The organism is Burkholderia sp. AU32262 (genome assembly GCF_020419985.1).
Classification (GTDB): Bacteria; Pseudomonadota; Gammaproteobacteria; order Burkholderiales; family Burkholderiaceae; genus Burkholderia; species Burkholderia semiarida.
The window spans coordinates 1-24,831 of sequence record NZ_JAIZRS010000013.1; the positions used below are offsets into that span (position 1 = coordinate 1).

At 67.0% G+C, this 24,831-nt stretch carries 19 protein-coding genes and 1 pseudogene; 9 read left to right on the forward strand and 11 right to left on the reverse strand.

All coding sequences use genetic code 11. From position 1 onward, the window contains the following. Positions 1–236: pseudogene (locus tag LGN10_RS16885) on the forward strand (IS630 family transposase); the annotation flags it as partial. Here the strand turns inward: LGN10_RS16885 and LGN10_RS16890 are convergent. Next, complete coding sequence (locus tag LGN10_RS16890; RefSeq protein ID WP_059583783.1) at positions 233–991, reverse strand: SDR family NAD(P)-dependent oxidoreductase; 759 nt, start codon at positions 989–991, stop codon at positions 233–235. The pseudogene LGN10_RS16885 and the gene LGN10_RS16890 overlap by 4 nt on opposite strands. Positions 992–1,236: 245 nt before the next feature. Between LGN10_RS16890 and LGN10_RS16895 the strand changes: the two genes are divergently transcribed. After that, positions 1,237–2,328: a carboxymuconolactone decarboxylase family protein gene (locus LGN10_RS16895; RefSeq protein WP_226224353.1), complete on the forward strand. Its 1,092-nt coding sequence runs from the start codon at positions 1,237–1,239 to the stop codon at positions 2,326–2,328. A gap of 60 nt (positions 2,329–2,388) precedes the next feature. After that, positions 2,389–2,859, forward strand: a complete 471-nt coding sequence (locus tag LGN10_RS16900; RefSeq protein ID WP_089466227.1) for a MaoC family dehydratase — start codon at positions 2,389–2,391, stop codon at positions 2,857–2,859. Positions 2,860–2,913: 54 nt separating this feature from the next. Here LGN10_RS16900 and LGN10_RS16905 read toward each other — a convergent pair whose 3' ends face one another. Next, positions 2,914–3,129: a DUF3820 family protein gene (locus LGN10_RS16905; RefSeq protein WP_089466228.1), complete on the reverse strand. Its 216-nt coding sequence runs from the start codon at positions 3,127–3,129 to the stop codon at positions 2,914–2,916. Positions 3,130–3,322: 193 nt separating this feature from the next. Between LGN10_RS16905 and LGN10_RS16910 the strand changes: the two genes are divergently transcribed. Further along, entirely contained in the window at positions 3,323–3,511 is a 189-nt protein-coding gene (locus LGN10_RS16910) for a hypothetical protein (RefSeq protein ID WP_226224354.1), read from the forward strand. A gap of 204 nt (positions 3,512–3,715) precedes the next feature. Here the strand turns inward: LGN10_RS16910 and LGN10_RS16915 are convergent, their stop codons facing one another. Together LGN10_RS16915 and LGN10_RS16920 are read right to left on the reverse strand one after the other, a co-directional pair. Then, the gene (locus tag LGN10_RS16915; RefSeq protein ID WP_059583790.1) at positions 3,716–4,378 is read right to left on the reverse strand and encodes an OmpA family protein; all 663 of its coding nucleotides are present in this window, start codon (positions 4,376–4,378) and stop codon (positions 3,716–3,718) included. 124 nt (positions 4,379–4,502) lie between these two features. Beyond that, positions 4,503–8,741, reverse strand: a complete 4,239-nt coding sequence (locus LGN10_RS16920; RefSeq protein ID WP_226224355.1) for a YadA-like family protein — start codon at positions 8,739–8,741, stop codon at positions 4,503–4,505. 141 nt (positions 8,742–8,882) lie between these two features. Between LGN10_RS16920 and LGN10_RS16925 the strand changes: the two genes are divergently transcribed. From LGN10_RS16925 to LGN10_RS16935, 3 genes are all read left to right on the forward strand, one after another. Next, complete coding sequence (locus LGN10_RS16925) at positions 8,883–9,221, forward strand: hypothetical protein (RefSeq protein ID WP_226224356.1); 339 nt, start codon at positions 8,883–8,885, stop codon at positions 9,219–9,221. Between the two features lie 999 nt (positions 9,222–10,220). Further along, positions 10,221–11,054, forward strand: coding sequence for a response regulator (locus LGN10_RS16930; RefSeq protein WP_059583794.1), 834 nt, complete (start codon positions 10,221–10,223; stop codon positions 11,052–11,054). Continuing rightward, positions 11,047–13,389 (forward strand): sensor histidine kinase, encoded by a 2,343-nt coding sequence (locus LGN10_RS16935; protein ID WP_226224357.1) that lies wholly within the window; start codon positions 11,047–11,049, stop codon positions 13,387–13,389. Before LGN10_RS16930 ends, LGN10_RS16935 begins: the two co-directional genes overlap by 8 nt. Positions 13,390–13,489: 100 nt before the next feature. On the opposite strand, the gene yjfF is transcribed toward LGN10_RS16935, so the two are convergent. The 4 genes from yjfF to LGN10_RS16955 form a co-directional block, all read right to left on the reverse strand. After that, positions 13,490–14,578: a galactofuranose ABC transporter, permease protein YjfF gene (gene yjfF, locus LGN10_RS16940; RefSeq protein ID WP_226224358.1), complete on the reverse strand. Its 1,089-nt coding sequence runs from the start codon at positions 14,576–14,578 to the stop codon at positions 13,490–13,492. Continuing rightward, positions 14,575–15,618, reverse strand: a complete 1,044-nt coding sequence (locus LGN10_RS16945) for an ABC transporter permease (RefSeq protein ID WP_059583798.1) — start codon at positions 15,616–15,618, stop codon at positions 14,575–14,577. The genes yjfF and LGN10_RS16945 overlap by 4 nt, the downstream gene beginning before the upstream one ends. Further along, complete coding sequence (locus tag LGN10_RS16950) at positions 15,615–17,129, reverse strand: sugar ABC transporter ATP-binding protein (RefSeq protein WP_059583800.1); 1,515 nt, start codon at positions 17,127–17,129, stop codon at positions 15,615–15,617. The genes LGN10_RS16945 and LGN10_RS16950 overlap by 4 nt, the downstream gene beginning before the upstream one ends. A 61-nt stretch (positions 17,130–17,190) precedes the next feature. After that, positions 17,191–18,153, reverse strand: a complete 963-nt coding sequence (locus LGN10_RS16955; RefSeq protein WP_059583802.1) for an ABC transporter substrate-binding protein — start codon at positions 18,151–18,153, stop codon at positions 17,191–17,193. Positions 18,154–18,535: 382 nt separating this feature from the next. On the opposite strand from LGN10_RS16955, the gene LGN10_RS16960 reads away from it, so the two are divergent. Then, positions 18,536–19,564 carry a DNA topoisomerase IB gene (locus tag LGN10_RS16960; protein ID WP_226224360.1) on the forward strand — a complete coding sequence of 343 codons (1,029 nt, stop codon included), beginning with the start codon at positions 18,536–18,538 and terminating at the stop codon, positions 19,562–19,564. Between the two features lie 268 nt (positions 19,565–19,832). Continuing rightward, complete coding sequence (proP, locus tag LGN10_RS16965) at positions 19,833–21,302, forward strand: glycine betaine/L-proline transporter ProP (protein ID WP_124657562.1); 1,470 nt, start codon at positions 19,833–19,835, stop codon at positions 21,300–21,302. Between the two features lie 55 nt (positions 21,303–21,357). Here the strand turns inward: proP and LGN10_RS16970 are convergent, their stop codons facing one another. The 3 genes from LGN10_RS16970 to LGN10_RS16980 all read right to left on the reverse strand — a co-directional run bounded on the left by LGN10_RS16970 (position 21,358) and on the right by LGN10_RS16980 (position 24,810). Next, positions 21,358–22,182: an alpha/beta fold hydrolase gene (locus LGN10_RS16970; protein ID WP_124862519.1), complete on the reverse strand. Its 825-nt coding sequence runs from the start codon at positions 22,180–22,182 to the stop codon at positions 21,358–21,360. A 147-nt stretch (positions 22,183–22,329) separates the two neighbouring features. Next, the gene (locus LGN10_RS16975; RefSeq protein WP_059583808.1) at positions 22,330–23,322 is read right to left on the reverse strand and encodes a LysR substrate-binding domain-containing protein; all 993 of its coding nucleotides are present in this window, start codon (positions 23,320–23,322) and stop codon (positions 22,330–22,332) included. 627 nt (positions 23,323–23,949) lie between these two features. Continuing rightward, on the reverse strand, positions 23,950–24,810 hold the full coding sequence (locus LGN10_RS16980) for a ferritin-like domain-containing protein (RefSeq protein WP_226224481.1): 861 nt from the start codon (positions 24,808–24,810) through the stop codon (positions 23,950–23,952). Positions 24,811–24,831 lie beyond the last annotated feature (21 nt).

A 24,831-nucleotide genomic window follows, 5' to 3' on the forward strand; every position in this document is an offset into this window, starting at 1 on the left:
TCATTCCCACCTACAGTTCGTGGCTCAACCAGGTCGAACGCTTCTTTGCGTTGATCACCGACAAGGCGATTCGTAGAGGCTCGTTCGGCTCGGTCAAACAACTGGTCAAGCGAATCGATCAATTCGTTTCCCACTACAACGAAAACTGCAAACCGTTCGTCTGGACCGCGTCAGCCGATTCCATCCTCGAAAAGCTGCATCGACTTTGCTCGCGAATCAGCGGAACAGGACACTAGGCCGCGGCCATCCCGCCGTCCACCGACAGTGCGGTACCGGTCATGAACGAAGACGCGTCGCTCGCGAGGAACGCGACCGCCTCGGCGATTTCCTGTTCGGTGCCCAGCCGGCCGACCGGATGAAACGCCTTGATCTGGTCGGTCATGCCGGTTTCATCGAGAAACTTCTCCACCATCGCCGTCGCCACGAACGCCGGGCAGATCGCATTGACACGGATATTCTGCTTCGCGTATTCGAGCGCGGCCGCTTTCGTCAGCCCGAGAATCCCGGCCTTCGACGCGTGATAACTGCAGCCGCCGAATGCAGACGCCACGAGGCCATAAGTGGACGACATATTGACGATCGCACCGCTGCCCGCTTTCAGCATTTCGGGAATTTCGTATTTCATCGAAAGGAACATCCCTTTCAGATTGATATTCATCACGTAATCCCAGCTCGCCTCGTCGGTATCGGCCACGGCTTTGCCGAATGCCTCCACGCCGGCGTTGTTGAACGCAATATCGAGCCTGCCGAATTCGTGCACGGTCTGCGCGACCATCCGCGCGCAATCCTCCGCGCTCGATACATCGGTCTTCACGAACAGCGCTTCGCCGCCCGCGCGGCGGATCTCCTCGACGACGGCCAGACCTTCGTCGATGCGGCGCGACGCGATCGCGACCCGCGCGCCTTCCCTGGCAAACAACAACGCCGTGGTCCGGCCGATACCCGAACTTCCCCCGGTCACGAGGGCGACTTTTTCATGAAGCTTCAGCATCGTATTCTCCAGTCGCATTGATATGCAGGCCCCGTCATCACCATCCCGATTTTTCAGATCGAAAATGAATCGTCGGTTCTTGACCGGATGGATTCTAGACGGCGAAAAGCGTGCGCCGATGAAAAGTGAAAAAAGTTCAAATTTGATTGTCGAACGGACGAATATCATCGCTGACGTCACGACACTCCGCGTTCAACCATCGGCCTTCCATGCGTACGAATACGATCACCCGGCATGAACTCGGCATGTCCGTCATACACGCGATCGGCGACGAAGGCTTCGTCGGGCTGAGCGCGGCACTCGACCGTCTCGACCCCGATTTCAAGCGATTGCTCGTCGAGGGCGCATATGCCGACATCATCGCCCGCCCCAACCTCTCGCTGAAGCACCGGGAACTCGTGACGGTCGCGGTACTCGCGACGATGGGCAATGCGGATGGCGCACTGAAATACCATGCGGGCGGCATGTTGAATACCGGCTGGACGCCGCACGCGGTGCTCGACACGGCGTTCGAGACGCTCCATTACGCAGGCGTGCCGGTGGCCGCGGCCGCGATACGCCACATCGCCGGGTTGTTGCGCGAACGTGCCATCGATATCGACGTCGACGTCGATTTTTTAGAGGATCCCGAAGCGACGATCGCCACGTTGCTTGAGCGCCGGCAACGGCCGTTCGATGCGCTGACGCCGAAAGAGCGCCGGCTCGCCGCGCTTGCCATCGTCATCGCGCGCGAAAACCGGCACGATGCGGTTCGCGTACACGTGAACGACTGCCTGCACGCGGGCTGGACGCGCGGCGAACTGACGGAGGTATTGATTCAACTGACCGGCTACATCGGCTGGCCGCTCGTACTGCCCGTGTCGCGCATCGTGCTCGACGCGTTCGATGCGTTCAGTGCGCTCAATGGGGCGCCGGACGACTCGGCGGGAATCCAGGCCGATGCACCGGCCGAGCGGCATGCGCTGCAACGCGACCTGTATCCGTCGGACGCGGTAGGCGGCTTTGTGGACATGTCGTCCGCGATCGAGCGTGGCATCGATCGGCTGGCCAGCGCGGCATCGGGCGATGAGCCGGTCGAGCAGGCGAAGGCGCGCCACCTGACGGCAATCGCGTGCCTGACCTGCCTCGCGCGCAATGCCGACGCCGACGCGCTCGCCGCGCACATCCGCGACGCACGGCGGTCGGGCGCATCGCGACCCGAGATCGTCGAGGCCATCGTCGCCGCGTTGCCTCATGCCGGCGTGCTGGCCGTGCAATGGGCGCTCGCCGAGGCGAGCCGTTCGTTCGCCTCGGCGGCTCCGCATGCGGCGCGCGAGCACGACGACGTGCAGGCATGAAGACGACCGCGTTCCACCTCTCTCCCACACCATGCGGCACGAACGACACAGGAAACGACGATGAACGACGAAGGCGGATACGATCTCGAGGATCTCATGCCCGGCATGAACGCGTGCTTTTCGAAAACTCTTTCCGAGCACGACGTGCTGCTGTTCGCGAACGCGACCGGCGACCGGAACCCCGTGCATCTCGACGAGGCCTATGCGCAGCGAACTTTTTTCGGCGGCCGCATCGCGCACGGCATGTTGTCCGCCTCCGTGATATCGGCGGCGATCGCGACGCATCTGCCAGGGCCCGGCTCGATCTATCTGTCGCAGGATCTGCAATTCCGCCGCCCGGTCAAGCTGGGCGAAACGGTCTGCGCGACGGTGACGGTCAAGGAGATTCTCGCGAGCCGGCGTCGGGTCGTGCTGGAAACGCGCTGCGAAGTCGACGGCCTCGTCGTCGTGGAGGGCACGGCGGTGGTGATGCCCACGAATGCAGCGGCGCGCCGGAAAGCAGCGGCGACCGTGCAGGATCAGGCGGTTTGACGGCCGCCCGAAGCGCGACTGCCGGCGTTGTCGGGCGTGCGACCCGCGGTCGCGCTACGCGGGTTTGCGCAGCGGCTCGAGCAGGCGCCTCAGGCCGTTATGGTCGATCTCGTGCATCAGCGCGAGCTGCCGGCCGATTTCGCCGCGCGGGAAGCCTTCACGCGCCAGCCAGTTGAGGTAAGGCCCGGGCAGGTCGGCAAGGAGTCGCCCTTTGTATTTTCCGAAGGGCATGGTGACGGCGACGAGGGATTCAAGATCTGGGGTGCGCATGCGCGTATTGTGCACGGCTTTGCGCAGCCGCGCGCGTCACGGCCCGGCTGCGGCCCAAGGCCGCGAATCCGACCCTTCGCGGCGGGATGAATCAACCAACCGGCCCCGATTGACAATCGGGATTCACGTCGGCCGCCGGCTTGCTTCGCGCCTGCTAGACTGGAACTTCCCCCTGCAAACCATGGAGGGAATCATGATGTCCATCTACGTCGTGAAGACCGGCGAGCAGTTCCTCTGCACCGCCGAGGACGGCGATATCGGCATGGCGCCGGCCATCGAAGACGCGGCCTCCTTCGATTCGTACGACGAAGCGGAGAAAGCCGCGAGCGCGCATGCCGACCCGGGGTACGAGATCGTGGCCGTCTGCATGATCAGGCACTGAGCGCCGATCCGCGGCCCGGTGCGCAGGGCGATCCGCGTGCCGGACGCCAGTCGCCCCGCGTCGGCGGCGTCGATGCGACGAACCCTGCGTTCGCACGCCGCGGACGGGCGGTTCGCGCCACTCGTCGTCCACGCCGAGCATCATTGCCGCAAGCGAGCCGTCCGGCTTCGACGGCCACGCTTGCGGCAACCGGCTTGCAGCGTCCTACTTCTGCAGCGAGATTTCCACGCGACGATTGCGCGCGCGTCCTTCGGCGGTATCGTTCGATGCCGCCGGGTTCGCCTCCCCGTGGCCGACCGCGGCAAACGCATCGGCCTTCAGCCCGTGCTCGCGCAGATAGCCGGCGACGGCATCCGCCCGGCGCTTCGACAGCGCCTGATTGTGCGCATCCGAGCCGGTCGCGTCGGTATAGCCGTCCACTTCCACGCGCGCGAAATGCTTGTCGCTCTGCCGGCTCAGCAGCGTGTCGAGCGCGGCGGTCGCGGCCGGCGTCAGCACGGCCGAGTCGGTCGCGAAGTATGCATCGCCGGTCAGGCTCACTTTTTCGGCCGGCACGGGCGCCGGCGTAACGGCCTCGGCGGCCGGCGCGGGCGCCGCGCCGCACTGGAACACGATCGAATGCGCATCGGCGCCGTCGCGGTACGGCGTGGTGGTGTCGACGAGGCGCACGGCCTCGTTGCCGCACATGCGCGTCGCGACCTTCATGCAGGTCTTCGCGCTCGACAGGATGCCGTGGCAGTCGACCTGGAACGTCCGGATGCCGTTTCGCGGCTGCAGTTCGTACGCGTTGTACGTCGGCCCCGACGCACTCGAACAGGCCGCGAGGGAAACGACGGACGCCAGCAGGGCAAGATGGATGTTTTTCACTTGATGACTCCGAGAATGCGATGAGCACGGCGCGTGCGGCGCGATGTCGCGACGCATCCGCGCGTGTTTGCGTTCGGCGCGGCCCGCTCCGGCAACGCGTGCCGGAACGAACCGCTGCGCGCGATCACTTCCACTGGTACAGCATGCCCGCGCCGACCACGCGCTGGCTGCCGGCGAAGCCGCCGTTCAGCGTCGCCTTCAGGTTCTCCGTGACGCGCGCCTGCACACCGACCGCCATGGCCTTCTGGCCCTGGAACGTCGCCGTGCCGACCCCCATCGCGAAGTTCGAATCGCGGTCCATGTGCGGGATCGACGCCATCGCGGCGGTCGCGGCGATCCCCTCGCGGGCCATCGAATCGGTCTGCTGGATCTGCTGCTGCATCTGCGTGAGCTGGTTGTTGACCGTGTTCAGCGACTGCGTGAACTGGTTCGATACCGCGTTCAACTGGTTCACGTTCACCGCGTCGGTGCCCTGCGTGCCCGCCGCGACGTTCACGACCTGCCGCGCCGAATCCGCCGAGCCGACCGCGACCACGTTCGAGCGCCCGCCGTCGTTGCTGCCCGTGCCGATCGCCGTCGAGTTGTTGCCCGACGCGGTCGAGCCGACGCCGATCGCCGTCGAGCCGTTGCCCGACGCCGTCGAACCGTTGCCGACCGCCGTGCTGTTGGAGCCCGACGCGACCGCGCCCGAGCCGCCCGCCGACGAGTTCGAGCCGCTCGCCCCCGGCGGCACGTTGCCGCCGGTCGGGTTCGTCGTGTACTGCCCGCCGAGGTTGGTCGTACGCTGGTCGATCAGCGTCGTCAACTGGTTCGCGACCGAATCGAGCTGCGACACGTTCACCGCGTCGGTGCCGTTCTTGCCGGCCGCGAGCCCAGTGATCTGGCGATTGCCGATGTTCACTTCGCCGGCCGACGACTGCGGGCTGCTCAGCCCGTACGCGACGTAGTTCGTCAGCGCGCCGACCGTGGTCAGCGAACCGGCGCCGAGCGCGACGCTGTTCGCGAACGTCGCCGATGCGCCGGCGCCGAGCGCGAGCGCATCGGTCGCGCTGCCGCGTGCACCCGAGCCGAGCGCGACGCTGCCCACGCTGACCGCCACCGCATTCGCGCCCTGCGCGACCGACTGCGCGCCGGTCGCAGTCGCGCCGCTGCCCAGCGCGATCGCGTCGGCCTGCGCGGAACTCGCCGCCTGGCCGATCGCGACCCCGCCCGGCGCGGTCTGGTCGACGATCGCACCGTTGCCGATACCCACGCCGTTGTCGCCGTTGACGACCGTCGTCGGCCCGACCGCGATCGATTCCGCGCCGACGGCCAGCGAATCCCCCGCCGTCGAATTCGCGTGGAAGTACTTCTGGCCCGTCACCGCGAACGATTGCAGCGCGCCGGTCAACTGCCGCACCGTTACCGCATCCTGCTGGCCGGTGCCGTCGGCGACGTTGGTGATCTGGCGGTAGGTCCTGTTCGTCGCGTCGCCGACCGATACCGCGCCGAGCAGCGTCTGGTCGGTCGTGTCGAACGGGATCGACGCGCTGCCGTTGCGGATGATGCCGGACGACGGCGCCGTCGCGCGGTCGGCGACCGAGCCCAATCCGAGCGCGATGCTGCCGTCCACGCGCGAGATCGCGTTCGGGCCGATCGCGACGCTGTCGAGGCCGAGCGCCTGGCTGTCCGGCGCGGTCGAATTCGCGTGGAAGTACTTGATGCCGTTCGCGTTGATGTTGTCGATCGCCGAGCCGACGTTGTTGTTGATCGTCGTGGAACCGTCGCTGTTGTACGTCACGTACGACGGCGCCGAGATCGTGCCGGTGGTCGGATCGTAGGTGGCGCCGCCGCCGATCGCACCGGCCGTGCTGTTGCCGAGGTTCGTGTTGTTGTTCGTGATCGAGCTCAGGCTGGTGGACAGCGAGCCGATGCCGGTCGACGTGGCCGTGGACAGCGAGGTCAGGCTGCTGTTCGTCGAGCTCAGGCCGGTGGACAGCGAACCGACGACCGTCGACGTCGAAGTCGACAGCGACGTGATCGTGCTGTTGGTCGAGCTCAAGCCGGTGGACAGCGAGCCGGCGACGGTCGACGTCGAAGTCGACAGCGACGTCAGGTTGCTGTTCGTCGAGCTCAGGCCCGTGGACAGCGAGCCGACGACGGTCGAGGTCGAAGTCGACAGCGACGTGATCGTGCTGTTGGTCGAGCTCAGGCCGGTGGACAGCGAACTGATGCCCGTCGACGTCGACGTGGACAGCGACGCCACCGAGCTAATGGTCGAGCTCAACCCGGTGGACAACGAACCGATGCCGGTGGACGTAGACGTGGACAGCGACGTGATGCTCGACGCCGTCGACGTCGACAGCGAATCGAGCGCGGTGTTCGTCGCGGCGAGTTGCGATCCGTTGATCGCGTCCGTGCTCGACGAACTGATTCGCCCGGCCGCGACGTTGGTGATCTGGCGCTCGCTGCCCGCCGCGCCGACGCTGACGACGCTGGTCGGATTGACGCCGTTGAACGTGTACGTGACGCCGCCGATGGTGCCGGTCGACGTCGGATTCGGCGCGGCCGTCACCGACCCGGAGCCGAGCGCGACGTCGCCGGCGCGGGTCGCCGCCGTCGCGCCGTCACCCAACGCGATATTGCCGGCCATCCCCGCCGCACCCGCCGTCGAACCGTTGCCCAATGCGACGCTGCCCTGACCGATCGCCTTGTTGTTGTTGCCGATCGCCACCGCGCCATTGGCTTGATTGGTGACCGTCGCAGATGCGGTGCCGTCGCTATTGGCGATGTTGTTCGCCCCACCCGTGAAAGCACCGGTGCCGCTGGCGTAACTCGGATCGCCGATCGCTACCGCACCGTTGCCGACCGCAGTGTTGCCCGCGCCGATGGAAACCGCGGTGCCGCCCGTCGCGGTGGCGCCCGTGCCGATCGCGACGGCGTTGCCGGAATCGGCGGCGGCGCTGCTGCCCATGGCAATCGCGTTGGTGGCCGACGCATTGGCGGCATCGCCGATCGCCACGGCGGCAGTACCCGTCGCGACCGCGGTCGCGCCGAATGCGGACGAGAACTGACCTGTCGCCTGGCTGCCGGTACCGACCGCCGTAGCACGATAGGTCGGCGTGCCGGTGCTGTTGCCGGCGATCGACGATGCGCCGATGGCAACACTGCCGTCGTCGATCGCCGAAGACGCGGCCCCCAGGGCGACCGTGTTCGTGGCGGCGGACGTGGCCTGCGTGCCCAGCGCGATCGCATTGGTGGCGGTCGCCTTGCTAGAGGTGCCCGCCGCGAACGCGTTGGTCTGCGATGCCGTCGCGCTGGAGCCCAGGGCCGTGCCCCCTGCGCCGGCGGCGAGCGCGAGATTGCCCAACGCCAGGCCGAACTGCTGCGTCGCGCTCGATTGAATGCCGATCGCGACCGAACTGACGCCCGATCCGACTGTGTTCACGCCGAACGCAAGCGCATTGTTGGCGCTGGCCGTCGTATTCGAGCCCATCGCGATCGAATTGGCGCCGAGCGACTGCGTGCCCGAGCCGGGCACGCCCGCGGTGCCGCCCCAGCCGATCGCGATCGACGACGTGCCCTTCGCGCCGCTGTTGACGCCCATCGCGACGCCGGAATTACCGGAAGCCAGCGCGCCGCTGCCCACCGCGACGCCGGCCGCTCCCGAACTCGTCGACTGATTGCCGAGCGCGACCGAGCCCGTATCGGTTGCGTTCGACGCATAGCCGAGCGAGACGCTTTGAGCGCCCACCGCACTCGCGCCGAGACCGAGCGCGGCCGCATACTGGCCGGACGCCAGCGCGTTGTTGCCGAGCCCGATGGCCGAAGCGCCGGTCGCAGCCGCGCCGCTGCCCATCGCCACCGCGCCGTTTTGGGTCGCGCTCGAGAGATTGCCGACGGCAACTGAAAAAGTGCCGCTGCCAATCGACTGCACGCCCAGCGCCACGCCGTTGAAGCCGGTCACCTGCGAATTGATGCCGATGGCCGTCCCGCCATCGGCCATTGCATGCGCGCCGGGGCCGATCGCCGTGGACGACAGGCCAGCCGCCGTCGACAGATTGCCGTAAGAGGTCGCATTCACCTGCGACGCCACGGAACCGTTGCCGATCGCCGTCGAACTGGCGCCCCCGGTCGCGGAGCCGCCACCCGCCGAATATTGCGCATGCGCACCGGCCTGGAACAGCCCGAGATACGCGGCCGTCATCATCACGACGAGCCGTCTGGGCGAGAGCGCCGGCTTCGTCGCGATGCCCGCGTCTGCCGCATGCACGGACGCGCTTCTCGACGACGCGACCCGCTTGCCGCGCGCACGATCGAGCTCCGACGCCGCAACCCAGGCGCCCAGTGCTTCGTTCCAGATCGACTTGAACGACTTGTTCATCTTGTGTTCCCTCGGTTCTCATGTGCTGGATGACACAACAGCGAACGCGGCGCCAGGCGCGGCGCGGACCTGCTCCGCTTGCGCCTGTCTCGCGACGCCTCGCTTCTCACTTCGTATCACTAATCAAAACTACGAACAGCGTTGCCTGACACGCTCGCCCCATATCGCGAGTGCGCGACCGACCGCCGCGCATGCCCGTTCGGCACGATGCGCGATGGCGATCACCGGTTATCGATTCACGGAAGTCGACATCGCCCGCCCGGCGGCGACACGGCGCACGACGCACCGCGAATCCGCGCGCGCACACCGCCGCACCCGCCGAAGGGCAACTTCGAATCTCATTGGAAAAGCGTCGCTCGGACGCTGGACGAACGGATGCCGGCCCGCATCGCGGGCGGCCCGTCATATGTCATTCAGGCGGTGAAAGGCGCCATGCAGTCCCCGGATCTGACGCACGCGCCGCCGGATCGCCGACGCTGACAGCCCGCACCGGATCGATCGACCCGGCGCGCTGACCTGCCATGCTTGTCGTATTCATGTTTTTCGTATCCGCCTGATTCGAAGAGCGCCGCGCGCGGCCTGCGGGATCGATACAGCGCCCGACGGCTCACACGAAGTCGCTCACCCCTTTTCCGTCCGGCGGGCGACCGGCTTTTCCGGATTTCCCGGAAAAGCCGGCTACTCACCGCACGGCCCCGGCATCGAATTAATCGATCGAATTTACTTGACGATTTTCTTCTCGCTCGATGCCTTGCACCCAGCCCAACCCGTCATTTCTCGATTCGTCCTGTATGTCGAAAAATCTCGCGAATCATGACGTTTTCATTACCCTCGTGCCCGTTATTCTTTTGTTACCGGCATTCCCAACATCCGGGAATACCATCATTCAATGCGCCATCGAATGTCGGCTGCCATGAAAGCGGCGGCGACGACAGCAATCCTCCCGGCAATCCGAAGCAGCGAAAGAACCGATTCCAGCCGCACCGGGGCTAGTGTGCAGGCATTCGTCCAAACAAACCTTTTCCGCAGCGGAAAAACCCTTTTCCGGAGCGGACGGCATTTACATTCATACATATTTTTCGGCAAACGCGATTTTCCGCCAACAAGAATATCGACCCGATATCAACGAAAACTTAACCGGGATGACGAGAAACGAGCGGATTCGATTTACACCGATACAGCGAATTTCGATATCTCACGCACGAATTCATCGTCCGGGCCACTCCAGCTCTTCAAATCATTAAATCGGAAATAAAGTCCGAAACCGGCGAAATCGGTTCGGCACATTTTTCCGCTCCGTTTTGTCTAGGGCGGACAACACCACCGCGCTGCCGCCACTACGCCCGTGCGACAAGCCCACACGCGCCGCACGGAATCCTCACAATCGAGGTTGCCGTCGGCATATAATTTTTTGCAACAATCGTGCAGATAGCACTGCCCCCGACCTGACAGGCCACTCCTTCCCACGCGTTCGCAACCATGCCATCCCGCCTGCCCAGTCCGGCATCGCCTCGCATCACGCCGGATCTCGCTGGCGCGCATATTCTCATCGTCGACGATCGGCCGAACGACCTGCGGCTCCTGACCGAAATCCTGCGCACCGCGCAGTGCCGGATCAGCGTCGCGTTCGACGGACTGCAGGCCTATCACCGCGCGCAAGCGATCGCGCCCGATCTGATCCTGATGGACGTGCGCATGCCGCGCATGGACGGTTTCGCCGCGAGCCGGCTGCTGGCGTCCACACCGTCCACGCAATCCATTCCGGTCATCATCCTGACGGCCGCGGGCGACCTCGAGGATCGGATCGCGGGGCTCGAAACGGGTGCGATCGACTACATCGTCAAGCCGTTCGAGCCGGCGGAAGTCATCGCGCGGGTTCGCAATCACCTGAAGCGCGTGCGACGCAGCCAGCCGTTCGCGCACCTGCCCGAATTGCCCGACAACCCCGATGCGGCGCTCGTGCGCGCGGCGAGCGACGTGCTGCTGCGCAACCTGCGCCATCCGCCGGCGCTCGAGGATCTCGCGAAGCAGGTCGGTACGCACGAGAAGCGGCTGTCCCGCGTATTCCGCGACCATCTCGGCCAGACCGTATTCGAGTACCTGCGCGACACGCGCCTGCGCGCCGCGATGCACTTCCTGGCGGAAACGTCGATGGGGATCGGCGACATCGCCGAGGAAATCGGCTTTTCCACGCCCGGCAATTTCGCGACGGCGTTCCGCGAGCGCTTCGGCATCACGCCGTCCGACTGGCGGCGCCAGCGCCACGCGGTCGACGCGCCGGCCGCACCGGCGGGGCGCCACGGCGATGCGTAGGCAATACGCGGCATGGACGGCCGGATGTCGCGCGGTGCTCCTGCTGCTCGCGGCGCTGGCCGTCACATGTGCGACGGCCCGCGCCGCGACGACGCCGAACGCCGCGGGACTCGAAGCCGTATCGGTTTTCGAGGACGCCGGCGGGGCGCTGTCCGTCGACGCGGTCGCCGCCCGGCTCGCCGACCCGGCCCGCCACGCAGCCACGGCAACCGCGCCCTCGTTCAACGTGATGTTTTCGCGCTCGGCATGGTGGGTGCGCGCGACGCTGGTCAACCGCGACAGCGAGACGCGCCCGCTGGTGCTCGCGATTCGCGATGCGCGCGTCGACCGGGCCGACTTCTATGTCGCGCTGCACGGCCAATGGATGCTCGAGCGCAGCTTCCCGGCCGATCGCGGCGATGCGCGCGACGCGCCGTCGCGCTACCCGACCCTCGACGTCACGCTGCCCGCGGGCGAACGGCTCCCCGTGCTGATCCGCATCACGTCGCGCAAGGAAATGCGGCTCGCGCCGGTCGCGTTCACCCGCGACGCGTGGACCGCGCAGGAATTGCACGCGTCGATGTGGAACTTCGGCTTCTTCGGCGGGTTGCTCGCCCTCGTCTGGTGTGCGCTGCTGATCGGCTTTTTCTCGCGCAGCGGCGTGTTCCTCGTGCTGGCCGTGCTGACCCTGAACACCGCGCTGTTCGAGGCCGCGTATCGCGGCTATCTCGCGATGGCCTTGTCGCCCGGCGCGCGCGAGTGGTCGACGCGCGGCGAAACGATCTTCGTGTACCTGTCGGTCGCGTGCTTCATCGTGTTCATCCTGATGGTCGCGCATCGCGAGAAGGCGAGGATGCCGATGCGCGCGGTGTACGTGGTGTTTCTCGCGCTCGAATGCGCGGGGATCGCCGGCGCGGCGTTCGGCGATCTGGCGACCTTCGCCCGGTTCTGCCTGTGGCTGAACACCGTGCTCGCGGTCGTGAACATCAGCCTGGCGCTGACGCTCGTGATCCGGCGCACGCCGACGGCCCGCGTGATGTTGATCGCGGTGGCGTTCGCGACGTTCAACATGCTGATCCGCTTGCTCGACGGCCGCGATGCGCTGCCGCCGCTGCTCTCGTGGATCCGGTCCGACGTCTTTCCGAACCCCGTCATCGCGATCATCGGGCTCGCGACGCACCTGCTGGTGCTGGCCGCGTGGATCCACCACGTGGGCCGGCAGCGCACCGAGGCGCGCAAGCGGCTCGAGCACTGGCAGCTCACCGAGCAGGACCGGCTGCGCGACGAAGTCGCGCGCCGCACGGTGGCGCTCAACGATGCATTGCAGGAGTCGAGGACGCACATGCAGCAGAAGATCGAGACGCTCGGCTATGTCAGCCACGACCTGCGCGCGCCGCTGTCGACGATCAACGGCTATGCGAAGCTGCTGCTGGAAGGCGCGACGCACGGCCAGGCGCGGCTGATCCGGTCGATCGACCGCAGCATCCGCTACCAGCTCACGCTGATCGACGAATTGCTCGCGTTCACGAAGGCCGAACTCCAGCCGCTCGGCGTCGCGCCCGACCGCACCGACCTGCCCGGGCTGCTGGACGACATCGGCCACTACGCGGTCGCGCTATGCGCGCAGCAGGACAACCGGTTCGTCTACCAACCCGTCACGCCGCTGCCGCGCACGGTGCTGATCGACGGTATCCGGCTGCAACAGGTGCTGCTGAACCTGTTGTCGAACGCATCGAAATTCACGCGCAACGGCACGGTCACGCTGTCGGTTCACGCGGCGCGCGAAGGCGATGCATGGCGCCTGCTGTTCGAGGTGGCCGACACGGGCATCGGCATCGACATCGGCGCGACCGCCGACATCTTCCGCGCGTACCAGCAGGTGCAGGCCGTGAACGGCGGCACCGGGCTGGGCCTGTTCATCGCGCAGCGCATCGTCGCCGCGATGGGCGGCGAGCTGGCCGTCGCGAGCCAGCCGGGCGTCGGCACGACGTTCTCGTTCGCGGTCGTCGCGCCGGCCCTCGGCCACGCGCTCGCGCCGGTGTCGGGGCTCGTCAGGCGGTTCGATCCCGCCGACGAAGCGGCGCCGGCCAGCGCCGCGCCCGCGATGCGCAGCCCGCCCGCCGATGCGCTCGCCGAACTGATCGTGCTCGCCGGCGAAGGCCGGCTGACCGATATCGAGGAATGGCTCGGCCGGTATGTGGCCGAACCGGATCATGCGCCGTTCGTGCAGGAAATGCGCGAGCACCTCGATGCGCTGGATCTGCACGCAATCGAAAAACTGGCCGGCTCGCTGAAGCGCACGCGCGTCGCGGATACGTCGTTCGACACCGAGGCGGACGCGACCGGGCCGGCCTGACGGCGCGGGCGGCCATGCTCGCCGGCCGCGCATCGGCCACGCCCGTCACCGGACCATCGCGCTTCATTTCGCACTCTCCGCGCAAGGGTGGCCGGGCGCGCTACGACCGCCGCATCGTCGAGACCAGCGCGACGTCCTCTTCGGGCGGCGCCGGCCGCGCGGGCGCGGCATCGCGCGCCGGCCGCCGCGCGCCGAGGCCGGTGCCGCCGGTGCGCCGCCGCGTCGCGTGCCGCTCGATGACCCGCTGCAGCACGCAGAACACGCACAGCAGCGCACCGATCACGATCCGCGTCCACCACGAACTCAGCGTGCCGTCGAACGTGATCAGCACCTGGATCGTGCCGAGGATGCCGACCCCGAACACCGAACCGATCACGTAGCCCACGCCGCCCGTCAGCAGCGTGCCGCCGATCACGGTCGCGGCGATCGCGTCGAGCTCCATTCCCTGCGCCTGTAGCCCGTAGCCCGACAGCACGTACAGCGTGAACACCACGCCGCCGAGCGCCGAACAGAAGCCGCTCAGCGCATAGACGCCGATCTTCGTGCGCGCGACCGGCAAGCCCATCAGCAGCGCCGAGCGTTCGTTGCCGCCGACCGCATACACGTTGCGGCCGAAGCGCGTGAAATGCGCGACGTAGATCGCGACGGCCAGCGTCGCGAGCGCGATCAGCGCGCCGGCGCTCAGCGTGCCGCCGCCGACCGGCACGCTGATGCCCGCGATCGCATGGAACGCCGGCGCGTTGATCGTGATCGACTGCGTCGTGATCAGGAAGCACGCGCCGCGCGCGAGGAACATCCCGGCGAGCGTGACGATGAACGGCTGCAACCGGAAATAGTGGATCAGCGCGCCCATCGCCGCGCCATACAGCGCGCCGAACGCGAGCACCAGCGGCACGATCGCCCACACGGGCCAGTGCAGCCGTTCGGCGCCGACCGCGCAGAAGATCGTTGTCAGCGCAACGACGGAGCCGACCGACAGGTCGATGCCGCCCGACACGATCACGAACGTCATGCCGATCGCGACGATCAGCAGGAACGCGTTGTCGACGAGCAGCCCGGTCAGCACCTGCATCGAGAAAAAGCCCGTGTACATCACGGACCCGAAGCCGAACAGCGCGACGAACAGCACGATCGTCACGACGATCGGCAGCGTGCGCGGATCGGCGAGGCGGCCAAGGAAACGGTTCATCGCGGCGTCGCTCCGGTGGTGGTGGCGCGCGATCGCGCGAAAGGCAGCAGCCGCGACGCGTGCCGCACCAGCAGCGCGCGCGCCGCGTCCGACTGGATCAGCGTCACGACGATCACGACGACCGCCTTGACGACGAGCGTCGCCTCCGGCGGCACGCCGATCGAATAGGTCGTGTAGGTCAGCGTCTGGATGATCAGCGCGCCGAGCACCGAGCCCGCGAGGCTGAAGCGGCCGCCGAGCAGCGACGTGCCGCCGAGCGTGACCGCGAGGATCGCGTCGAGCTCGAGCAGCAGCCCGGCGTTGTTGCCGTCGGCGCTGCGCACGTTCGAGCTCGCGAGAATGCCCGCGAGCGCCGACATCACGCCGGAGCACAGATACACGCCGAACACGATCGCGCCCGAGCGTAGCCCGACGAGCCGCGTCGCGACCGGGTTCACGCCGATCGCGCGAATGAACAGCCCGAGCGCCGTGCGGTTCACGAGCAACGCGATCGCGCCGATCGTCGCGACGGCGATCCACACCGCGCACGGCACGGTCGCGAGATAGCCGCCGCCGAGCGCGAGATAGCCGGGCGCGCCGATCGGGATGATCTGGCCGCCCGTCAGCAGTTGCGCGACGCCGCGCCCGGCCACCATCAGGATCAGCGTCGCGATGATCGGCTGCATCCCGACGAACGCGACGAGCAGCCCGTTCCACGCGCCGGCCAGCAGCCCGACGCCGAGCGCCGCGGCCAGCGCCGCGCCGACCCGCGACGGGTCCGCCTCGAGCACGGTCGCGGCCGCGGCGCCTGCGATCGCGACGATCGCGCCGACCGAGATGTCGATGCCGCGCGTCGCGATCACGAGCGTCATCCCGAGCGACACGATCACGAGCGGCGCCGCGCGATTCAGGATGTCGATCGGCGCGCCGAACAGGTGGCCGTCGAGCAGCACGATCGACAGGAAACCCGGACGATGCGCGACGTCCAGCGCGAACAGCAGCGCGAGCGTCAGCACCGGCCACGCGAGCGGATGACGAAACAGCGTGCGCAAGCGCGTCATGACTGACCTCCCGCGATCAACCGGTAAACCTGCTCCTCGGACGCATCGGCGCCCGTCAATTCCGCGACCTTGCGCCGGTCGCGCAGCACCGCGATCCGGTGGCTCACGCGCACGACCTCGCCGATCTCCGACGAGATGAACAGGATCGCCAGCCCCTGCGCGCACAACGCCAGCACGCGCTCCATGATGTCGAACTTCGCGGCGACGTCGATGCCGCGCGTCGGCTCGTCGAGAATCAGCAGCTTCGGGTCCGTCGCGAGCCAGCGCGCGAGCAGCACCTTCTGCTGGTTGCCGCCCGACAGCAGCCCGATCGGCTGCTCCGCGTCGCGCGCCTTGATGCCGAGCCGCGCGATATACGTGTCGGCGATCTCGCGCTGGCGCGCCCGCCCGATCAGCCGCCACCAGCCGCGCCGCGCCTGCAGCGCGAGCACGATGTTCTCGCGGATCGACAGCGCGGCGACGATGCCCTCCTTCTTGCGGTCTTCCGGGCAGTACGCGATGCCGTTACGCACCGCGTCGTGCGGCGACGCGAGCCGCTTGCGCGCGCCGTCGATCTCGATCGCGCCGGTATCCGGGCGCGCCGCGGCGAACGCCAGTTGCGCGGTTTCGGTGCGGCCCGAGCCGAGCAGCCCGGCCAGCCCGACGATCTCGCCGGGGCGCACGTCGAGATCGAGCGCGCTCATCATCCCGCGCCGGCCGACCTGCCGCATCGACAGGAACGGCGCGGCGGCCGCGGCGTCACGCTCGACCGCCGCCGCGCCCGCCTGCAGCGTGTCGGACATGCGTTCGCGGCCGGTCATCTTCGCGACCAGCACGTCGACCGGCAGGTCGCGCGCGAGGTATTCGCCTTCGCGCTCGCCGTTGCGCATCACGGTGATCCGGTCGGACACCGCATAGGTCTGCTCGAGAAAATGCGTGACGAACAGGATCGCGATGCCGGACGCCTTCAGCCGGCGCAGCACGTCGAACAGCCGCGCGACCTCGCCGTCGTCGAGGCTCGAGGTCGGCTCGTCGAGAATCAGCACGCGTGCGTCGACCGACACCGCGCGCGCGATCGCGACCATCTGCTGCACGGCGATCGGATACGCGTCGAGCGAGCGCGTGACGTCGAGCGACAGGTCGAGTTCGGCGAGCGCGTCGCGCGCCCGTGCATGAATCGTGTTCCAGTCGATCGCGCCGCGCCGCATCGGCTGCCGGCCCGCGAAGATGTTCTCCGCGACCGACAGGTTCGCGCACAGGTTCACTTCCTGGTACAGCGTCTGGATCCCGGCCGCCTCCGCCTCGCGCGGCGCGGCGAAGTTCACCGGCGCGCCGCCGACGCGAATCTCGCCCGCATCGTGCGCATGCACACCGGTGAGCACGTTGATCAGCGTCGACTTGCCCGCGCCGTTCTGGCCCATCAACGCGTGGATCTCGCCCGGAAACAGCCGGAAATCGACGCGCTGCAGCGCGCTGACACCCGGAAACGACTTGTCGATGCCGATCATCTCGACCACCGGCGGACTCTGCATGCAGCCTCCCTCGAAGCGTCGCCGGACGGCGGCCGCCAGGCCGCCGCCCGGGGCGGACAGGTCAGTACTTGCGGGTCGGCAGCACCTGCGCCGCGACGTTCATCGGGAACACCGTCTCGTTGGTCACGATGCGCTTGGGCAACTGCTTGCCTGCGACGACGTCCTTCACCGCGCTCATCAGTTGCGGGCCGAGCAGCGGGCTGCATTCGACGTCGACGTTGATCTTGCCCGCGACCATCGCCTGGAAGCCGCCCTTCGTCGCATCGAACGACACGACGCTCACGTCCTTGCCGGGCTTGATGCCGGCCTCTTCCATCGCCTGGATCGCGCCGAGCGCCATGTCGTCGTTGTGCGCGTAGACGACGTTGATCTGCTTGCCGTAGGTCTTCGCGAACGCTTCCATCACCTGCTTGCCGCCGGCGAGCGTGAAGTCGCCGCTCTGCGAGGCGATCACCTTGAATTTCGGATTGTTCTTGATCACTTCGAGCAGGCCCGCGCGGCGATCGTTGGCCGGCGCGGAGCCGACCGTGCCCTGCAGCTCGACGATATTGATCGGGCCTGCGTCGTTCTTGTAGCGCTCTTCCAGCCAGTGCCCCGCGCGCCGTCCTTCCTCGAGGAAGTCGGAGCCGATCATCGTCACGTACAGCGACGGGTCCTTCACGTCGACGCCGCGGTCGGTCAGGATCACGGGGATATGCGCGGCCTTCGCCTCGGTCAGCACGGGCTCCCAGCCCGATTCGACGACCGGCGAGAACGCGATCACGTCGACCTTCTGCGCGATGAACGAGCGGATCGCGCGAATCTGGTTCTCCTGCTTCTGCTGTGCGTCGGAAAACTTCAGGTTGATGCCGGCGTCCTTCGCTGCACTCTTCACCGACACGGTGTTCGCGGTGCGCCATGCGCTTTCAGCGCCGACTTGCGAGAACCCGAGCGTGATCGGCTTTTGCTGCGCGTGCGCGCCGCCTGCCAGCACCGTCGCCGCGGCGACGATCGCGCCTGCCGCCAGCTTCCTGATGAATGTCATGGTCCGTCTCCGATGATGTCGTTGTGTGCCGCGGCGCTGTTGTGTTTCTGCTTGGCGCTGGCGCGGATCGGGCTGCGTCGGCCGGCGTGTCCGGCCGGCGCGGTATACATGCCCCGCATCAGTCTAGGAACAAGTCCGATAACCTTCCAATGAAATGTTGGATTGGGCTGATATCCGAATCGGCATACGTATAAACACCTAACCGCGCTGGCCGCCCCGCGCGGGGCGGCGCACGGTTCTTGCTCCCTCGCCATGGCTGTTCGCACCCCATGCCGGACGCCCGCCCTTCACGCGAACCCAAGGAGACAAGCATGATCGCTGCACGTGAACGCGGGTCGCCGCGCACCGCCGCCGTCGCCGTCGCCGGCCGGCGCCCCGCGGCATGAAGCAGCACGCTTCCGGCACGGTCGCCGCACTGCGCCATGTCGACGACCGCCACCCCGGCTACACGCGCCGCCGGCTGCGCAACGGCTTCGCGTACTACGCGCAGGACGGCACACGCATTCGCGATGCCGCGGAAATCGCCCGCATCGACGCGCTCGCGATCCCGCCCGCCTATACCGACGTGTGGATCTGCGCGGATCCGCTCGGCCATCTGCAGGCGACGGGCCGCGACGCGCGCGGGCGCAAGCAGTATCGCTATCACCCGCAGTGGCGCGCGACCCGCGATGCGAACAAGTACGCGCGGATGGCCGCGTTCGCGCGGGCGCCGCCGCGTATCCGCGCGCGCGTCACGCGCGATCTGGCGTTGCCGGGCATGCCGCGCGACAAGGTCGTCGCGACGATCGTCCGCTTGCTCGACACGACGCTCGCGCGGATCGGCAACGCGGAATACGCGCGCGAAAACGGCTCGTACGGGCTGACGACGCTGCGCAAGCGCCATTTGAAGATCCAGCCCGGCCGGGTGCGCCTGCGCTTCGCCGGCAAGAGCGGGATCGAACACGACGTGACGGTCGACGACGCGCGGGTCGCGCGGATCGTGCGGCGCTGCGCGGAGCTGCCCGGTCACGAGCTGTTCCAGTATGTGGACGACGACGGCGTACGCCATCCGGTCGGGTCGTCCGACGTGAACGACTACCTGCGCGAGGCCGGCGGCGCCGATTTCACCGCGAAGGATTACCGGACGTGGGCCGGCAGCGTGCACGCGCTGGGATTGTTGCGGCGCACGCCGCATCGCGGCGTCACGCATGCGCGCAAGCAGATCGTCGAAACCGTGCGAGCGGTGGCCGACCTGCTGCGCAACACGCCGGCCGTCTGCCGGCGCTGCTACATTCATCCGGCCGTGCTCGACGCGTTCGAGTCCGGCGCGCTCGCCACGCTCGCGGTCCGGCGTACGCCGCGCGGCCTGCGCGCGGACGAAGCGGCGTTCGTCGCGTTGCTGGTTTCCGCCAGCAGGCGCGCGGCGAGATGAGCGTGCACTTCGGGCCGAGGCCCGACCACGCGCGACCGGCGCGGCTGCCCGCGTGTCGTTTACCACCGGGTTCCGGGCGCATGACCGATAGCCGCTCGCGCGCGTTTCTCTAAACTGGTTCGCACAACACGCCTGCCCGGTGTCGTCCGCTGCGCGCGTCACGCCACCGGCATCGAGGCATCCCCGAGATATCCGCCTTCGCTGTCCGTCGGCCCGCACGGCCCCGCTGCGCGCCTGCCGGTTGCCAAGGCAATTCCAGGAGCGTTCATTGAGTTCATCGCAAGCGCACCCCGCGAAAGCCCGGTCTTCGCGCAAGGCCCTCAAGCTGGATGACGTCACGATCGTCGACCCGGCCGTCCTCAAGCGCGCGGTTGGCGCGATGGCGTTCGGCAATGCGATGGAATGGTTCGACTTCGGCGTCTACAGCTATATCGCCGTCACGCTCGGCAAGGTGTTCTTCCCGTCCAGCAGCCCGTCCGCGCAGTTGCTCGCCACCTTCGGCACGTTCGCCGCCGCGTTCCTCGTGCGCCCGCTCGGCGGCATGGTGTTCGGCCCGCTCGGCGACCGCATCGGCCGCCAGCGCGTGCTCGCCGCCACGATGATCATGATGGCCGTCGGTACCTTCGCGATCGGCCTGATCCCGAGCTATGCGTCGATCGGCATCATGGCCCCGATCCTGCTGCTCGTCGCCCGCCTCGTGCAGGGCTTCTCGACCGGCGGCGAATACGGCGGCGCCGCCACCTTCATCGCCGAGTTCTCGACCGACAGGCGCCGCGGCTTCATGGGCAGCTTCCTCGAGTTCGGCACGCTGATCGGCTATACGCTCGGCGCGGCCACGGTCGCGCTGTTGACGGCCACGCTGTCGCAGGAAGCGCTGCTGTCGTGGGGCTGGCGCGTGCCGTTCTTCATCGCCGGCCCGCTCGGCCTCGTCGGCCTCTACGTGCGGCTCAAGCTCGAGGAAACGCCGGCATTCAAAAAGGAAGCCGAAGCACGCGAAGCGGACGAGCGCGCGCGGCCGAAGCAGCGCTTCGCGACGCTGCTGGTCGAACAGTGGAAGCCGCTGCTGCAATGCGTCGGCCTCGTGCTGATCTTCAACGTGACCGACTACATGGCGCTGTCGTATCTGCCGAGCTACCTGTCGGCGACGCTGCACGTGCGCGAATCGCTCGGGCTCTTCATGGTGCTGCTCGTGATGGTGCTGATGATGCCGATGACGCTGTACGCCGGGCATCTGTCGGACAAGATCGGCCGCAAGCCGGTGATGATGGCCGGCTGCGTGGGCCTGCTCGCGCTGTCGGTGCCGGCGCTGATGCTGATCCGCACCGGCGGCTTGCTGCCGATCTTTGGCGGGATGCTGATCTACGGCATCCTGCTGTCGACGTTCACCGGCGTGATGCCGTCGGCGCTGCCCGCGCTGTTCCCGACGCGGATCCGCTACGGCGCGCTCGCGATCGGCTTCAACGTGTCGGTGTCGCTGTTCGGCGGCACGACGCCGCTCGTCACCGCATGGCTCGTCGATCGCACCGGCGACCTGATGATGCCCGCGTACTACCTGATGGGCGCGTCGTTCATCGGCATCGTGTCGGTGCTCGCGCTGCGCGAGACCGCGCGCCAGCCGCTGCCCGGTTCCGGGCCGTGCGTCGCGAGCCGCGCGGAGGCGTTGAGCCTCGTGCGCGGCGGGGCCGACGAAGCGCGTGTGCGCGATCGCAAGTTCACGCCGGTCAGCGAGCGCGCGTGACGCGGATCGATGCGACGCCGCGCGGCCTGCGCGGGCGTCGCCGTTCGCGCGATCGTCAGTTCGCCTGCAGTTGCTGCGCGTCGAACCAGTCGAGCAGCGCGCGCGTGACGAACGCGGGATTTTCCAGGTTCGAGATATGGCCGGCGTCGGGCACCAGCGTGTGCGCACAGCCGATCACGTTCGCCATCTTCACGGTTTCCGACGGCGGGCGCGCCATGTCGCCCGCGCCGCACATCAGCAGCGTGCGCGTGGCATCGAGTTCGGCGAGTGCCGCGAGCGTGTCGGGCCGGCCGAAAATCAGCCGGCCGAGCGGCGCGATCGATTGCCGCAGCCGGTCGGCGGGCAGGTTCGCGAGCGCTTGGCGAAACGCGGCCGGCACCGGGCCCTCCAGATTGACGTCCGGCCGGAAGAACAGCGGCACGATCGCGTCGAGCAACGGCGGCGCGATGCAGCCCGCGGCCTCGATCGCATCGAGCATCGCGAAATAGCGGGTGCGCGTCGCATCGGGCTCGGCTTCGAGCGACGCGTCCATGATCACGAGCGAGCGCACGCGTCGCGGCTCGCGCAATGCGAGCCGCGCGCCCCACATGCCGCCGACGCTGAGCCCGACGATCGCGCACTGTTCGATGTCCAGCGCGTCCAGCAGCGCGCTCGCGTGCGCGGCGAGGTCGTCGAGCGTGTGCGTGCCTTGCGGCAGCGCGCCCGATTCGCCATGCCCCCACAGGTCCGGCACGATCACGCGATACCGGCTCGACAGCGCATCGATCTGCGGCGCCCACATCGTGGCGTCCCACAGATAGCTGTGCCCGAGCAGCACCGGAAACCCGGTGCCATGATCGTGGTAATGCAGGGTACTGCCTTGAATGCGCTGTGCGGGCATGCTGCCTCCGGAGTGTCAGGGCTCGGCGGCAGCCCGGAAACGGGCGCCGCGATGGCGGCGTTCTGTGACGAACGCGAAGCGGCGCATCATCGCACAATTTGCAGCCGCTGCGCATGACGCCGCGCACCGCGCATTCGCCGTGCCGCGCTATCCGACGCGATACATCGGCAGCACGTTGCTGCCGGCCGTGTCGTGCTCCGACACGAGCGGATGGCACGCTTGTTCGAGCAGCCAGTTGGTCAGCACCGCGATATCGAATTCGTTGCAAGCATCGGGGTTCTGCACGAGCACATAGCTGCCCGATGCAACGGTGCAATGCGGGAACAGCTCGACGAGCCGCCCCTGCTTCAACAGCCCGTCGACCAGCGGCCGCCTTCCGATCGCGATGCCGTGTCCGTCGACCGCCGCCTGGATCAGTTGATCGTACTGGCTGAAGTGCAGCGCGCCGGCCGGCCGCAGCCGCGGCACGCCGAGTTCCTTCAGCAATTGGCTCCACCCGTGCCACGGCCATTCGCCGCGCGGGTCGTCGAGATGCAGCAGCACGTGCTTGTCGAGGTCGGCCGGCTTCATCGACGCGGCGTCGCCCGCCGCCGTCATCAGGCTCGGGCTGCATACGGCCACGACACGCTCGCGAAACAGCACGTCCGTATCGTCGGTCGACGTATACGGGCCGGCATAGCGCACGGCCAGATGCAAACGTTTGCGCTTGAGATCTTCGATTTCGCTCGTGGCCGACACGCGCACGTCGATGTCCGGATAGCTTGCGCGGAACGAACCGAGGCGCGGAATCAGCCACAGCGCGGCAAACGAGACGGTGGTCGACAACGAGATGGCGCGCTGGCCGACACTCGACGACAGCTTGCCGACCACGGATTCGAGATCGGACAACGCGAACGAGATCGCGTCGTACAACTCGCGCCCCTTGTCGGTCAACGTCAGCGAACGAATGTGCCGATGAAAGAGCTCGATCCGGAGCTGCTCCTCGAGCGCCTTGACCTGGCGGCTCACGGCCGACTGCGTGACGTTCAGTTCCTGCCCCGCACGCGTGAAGCTCAAATGGCGCGCCGCGCATTCGAAGCCTCTCAGGAAATCCAGCGAAGGCAAACTTCTCAATCTCTTTGCCAATCTCACATTAGCCATACCGCCGCCTCAAAGTTACACCCACCGACAGGCAAGTTGCCGTTCGTCTCCCTGAATCGTCTCTCCTATTTGGATTCTGAAACGATTTTATAGTGAAAGCACGGATGCATTCCATTCTTATTTTCAATCGTGACACTTGTATTTATCTATCGAATTTCGTTGCATCGGTATTTTCTTACACAAATATTATCGGGTAGTGATTTTGTAAATCGATATGCAAGTGAATTGAGGGCTCGGAAACAGTGGAAAAATTCTCGCCAAAACAGGTATTTATCTGCTAAATCAGCCGCTGTCTCGGCGATTGCTTCGTACCGGGAAAGCCGGCATCCGACGCATACAATTCAATTTCAATCAGCCGACTATTCATTATGTTTTCCGGATTGCGAAAAAACAAACCACCCGCAACAGGCAAGCAAAATGCCTTTTAAATCCGGAATTCAACGTTTATTTAACAATACTAAACACACGACATTCAAGCTTGCCATACGGGTTCAAGAAACTGATGAGCCGATTATTTCCGGAAATGAATAACCTGCCGGCCGGCAACGCCGGTCAGCGTGCATCGGGTTCGCCTGTCGGCCGGAATCCGGGGGCCGCGGGTCGCCGCGCCGCGCGAGGGCCGATTCACTACGCGTTGCCCGGCACCCCATTCGCCCGCGCCGTCACTTCGCGGCGATAGCGGTTCAGCTCCTGCGCGGTCGCGAACGTGCGCTCGAACAGGATCGACAGGTTGTGCAGGATCCGCTCGACCACCTTCTTCTCCCACTCGCCGTCGAAGCGGATCTGCTCGTCGAGCCAGCGCTCGAGCCATTCCGGATCCGGCAGGCGCGATTGCACGGTGTCGCGCGGGAACAGCGCCTGGTTCACGTGCAGGTTGGTCGGGTGCAGCGGCTTCTCGGTGCGGCGCGCCGACGCCATCAGCACGCCGATCTTCGCGAAGGCCGCACGTGCGACGTCGCCGCTGTTGTTCAGCGCCTTCTTCATGTAGCGCAGATACGCGCCGCCATGACGCGCCTCGTCGCGCGAAATCGTTTCGTAGATCTGCTTGATGACGGGCTCGGTGTGCCAGTCGGCCGCGCAGCGGTACCAGTGGTTCAAACGGATCTCGCCGCAGAAGTGCAGCATCAGCGTCTCGAGCGGCGGCGCAGGATCGAACTGGAAGCGCACCGCGTGCAGTTCCTCCTCCATCGGCACCAGCTCCGGCTTGAAGCGGCGCAGGTATTCCATCAGCACGAGCGAATGCTTCTGCTCCTCGAAGAACCACACGCTCATGAACGCGGAAAAGTCGCTGTCGTGCTGGTTGTCGCGCAGGAACATTTCCGTCGCGGGCAGCGCCGACCATTCGGTGATCGCGTTCATCTTGATCGTCTTCGCCTGCTCGTCGGTGAGCAGCGAAGCGTCGAACCTGTCCCACGGAATGTCCTTCTCCATGTCCCAGCGGACAGCTTCGAGCGACCTGAAAAGTTCCGGGTAGAGCATCGTCGTCACCGTCGTCGCCATGCAATCCGC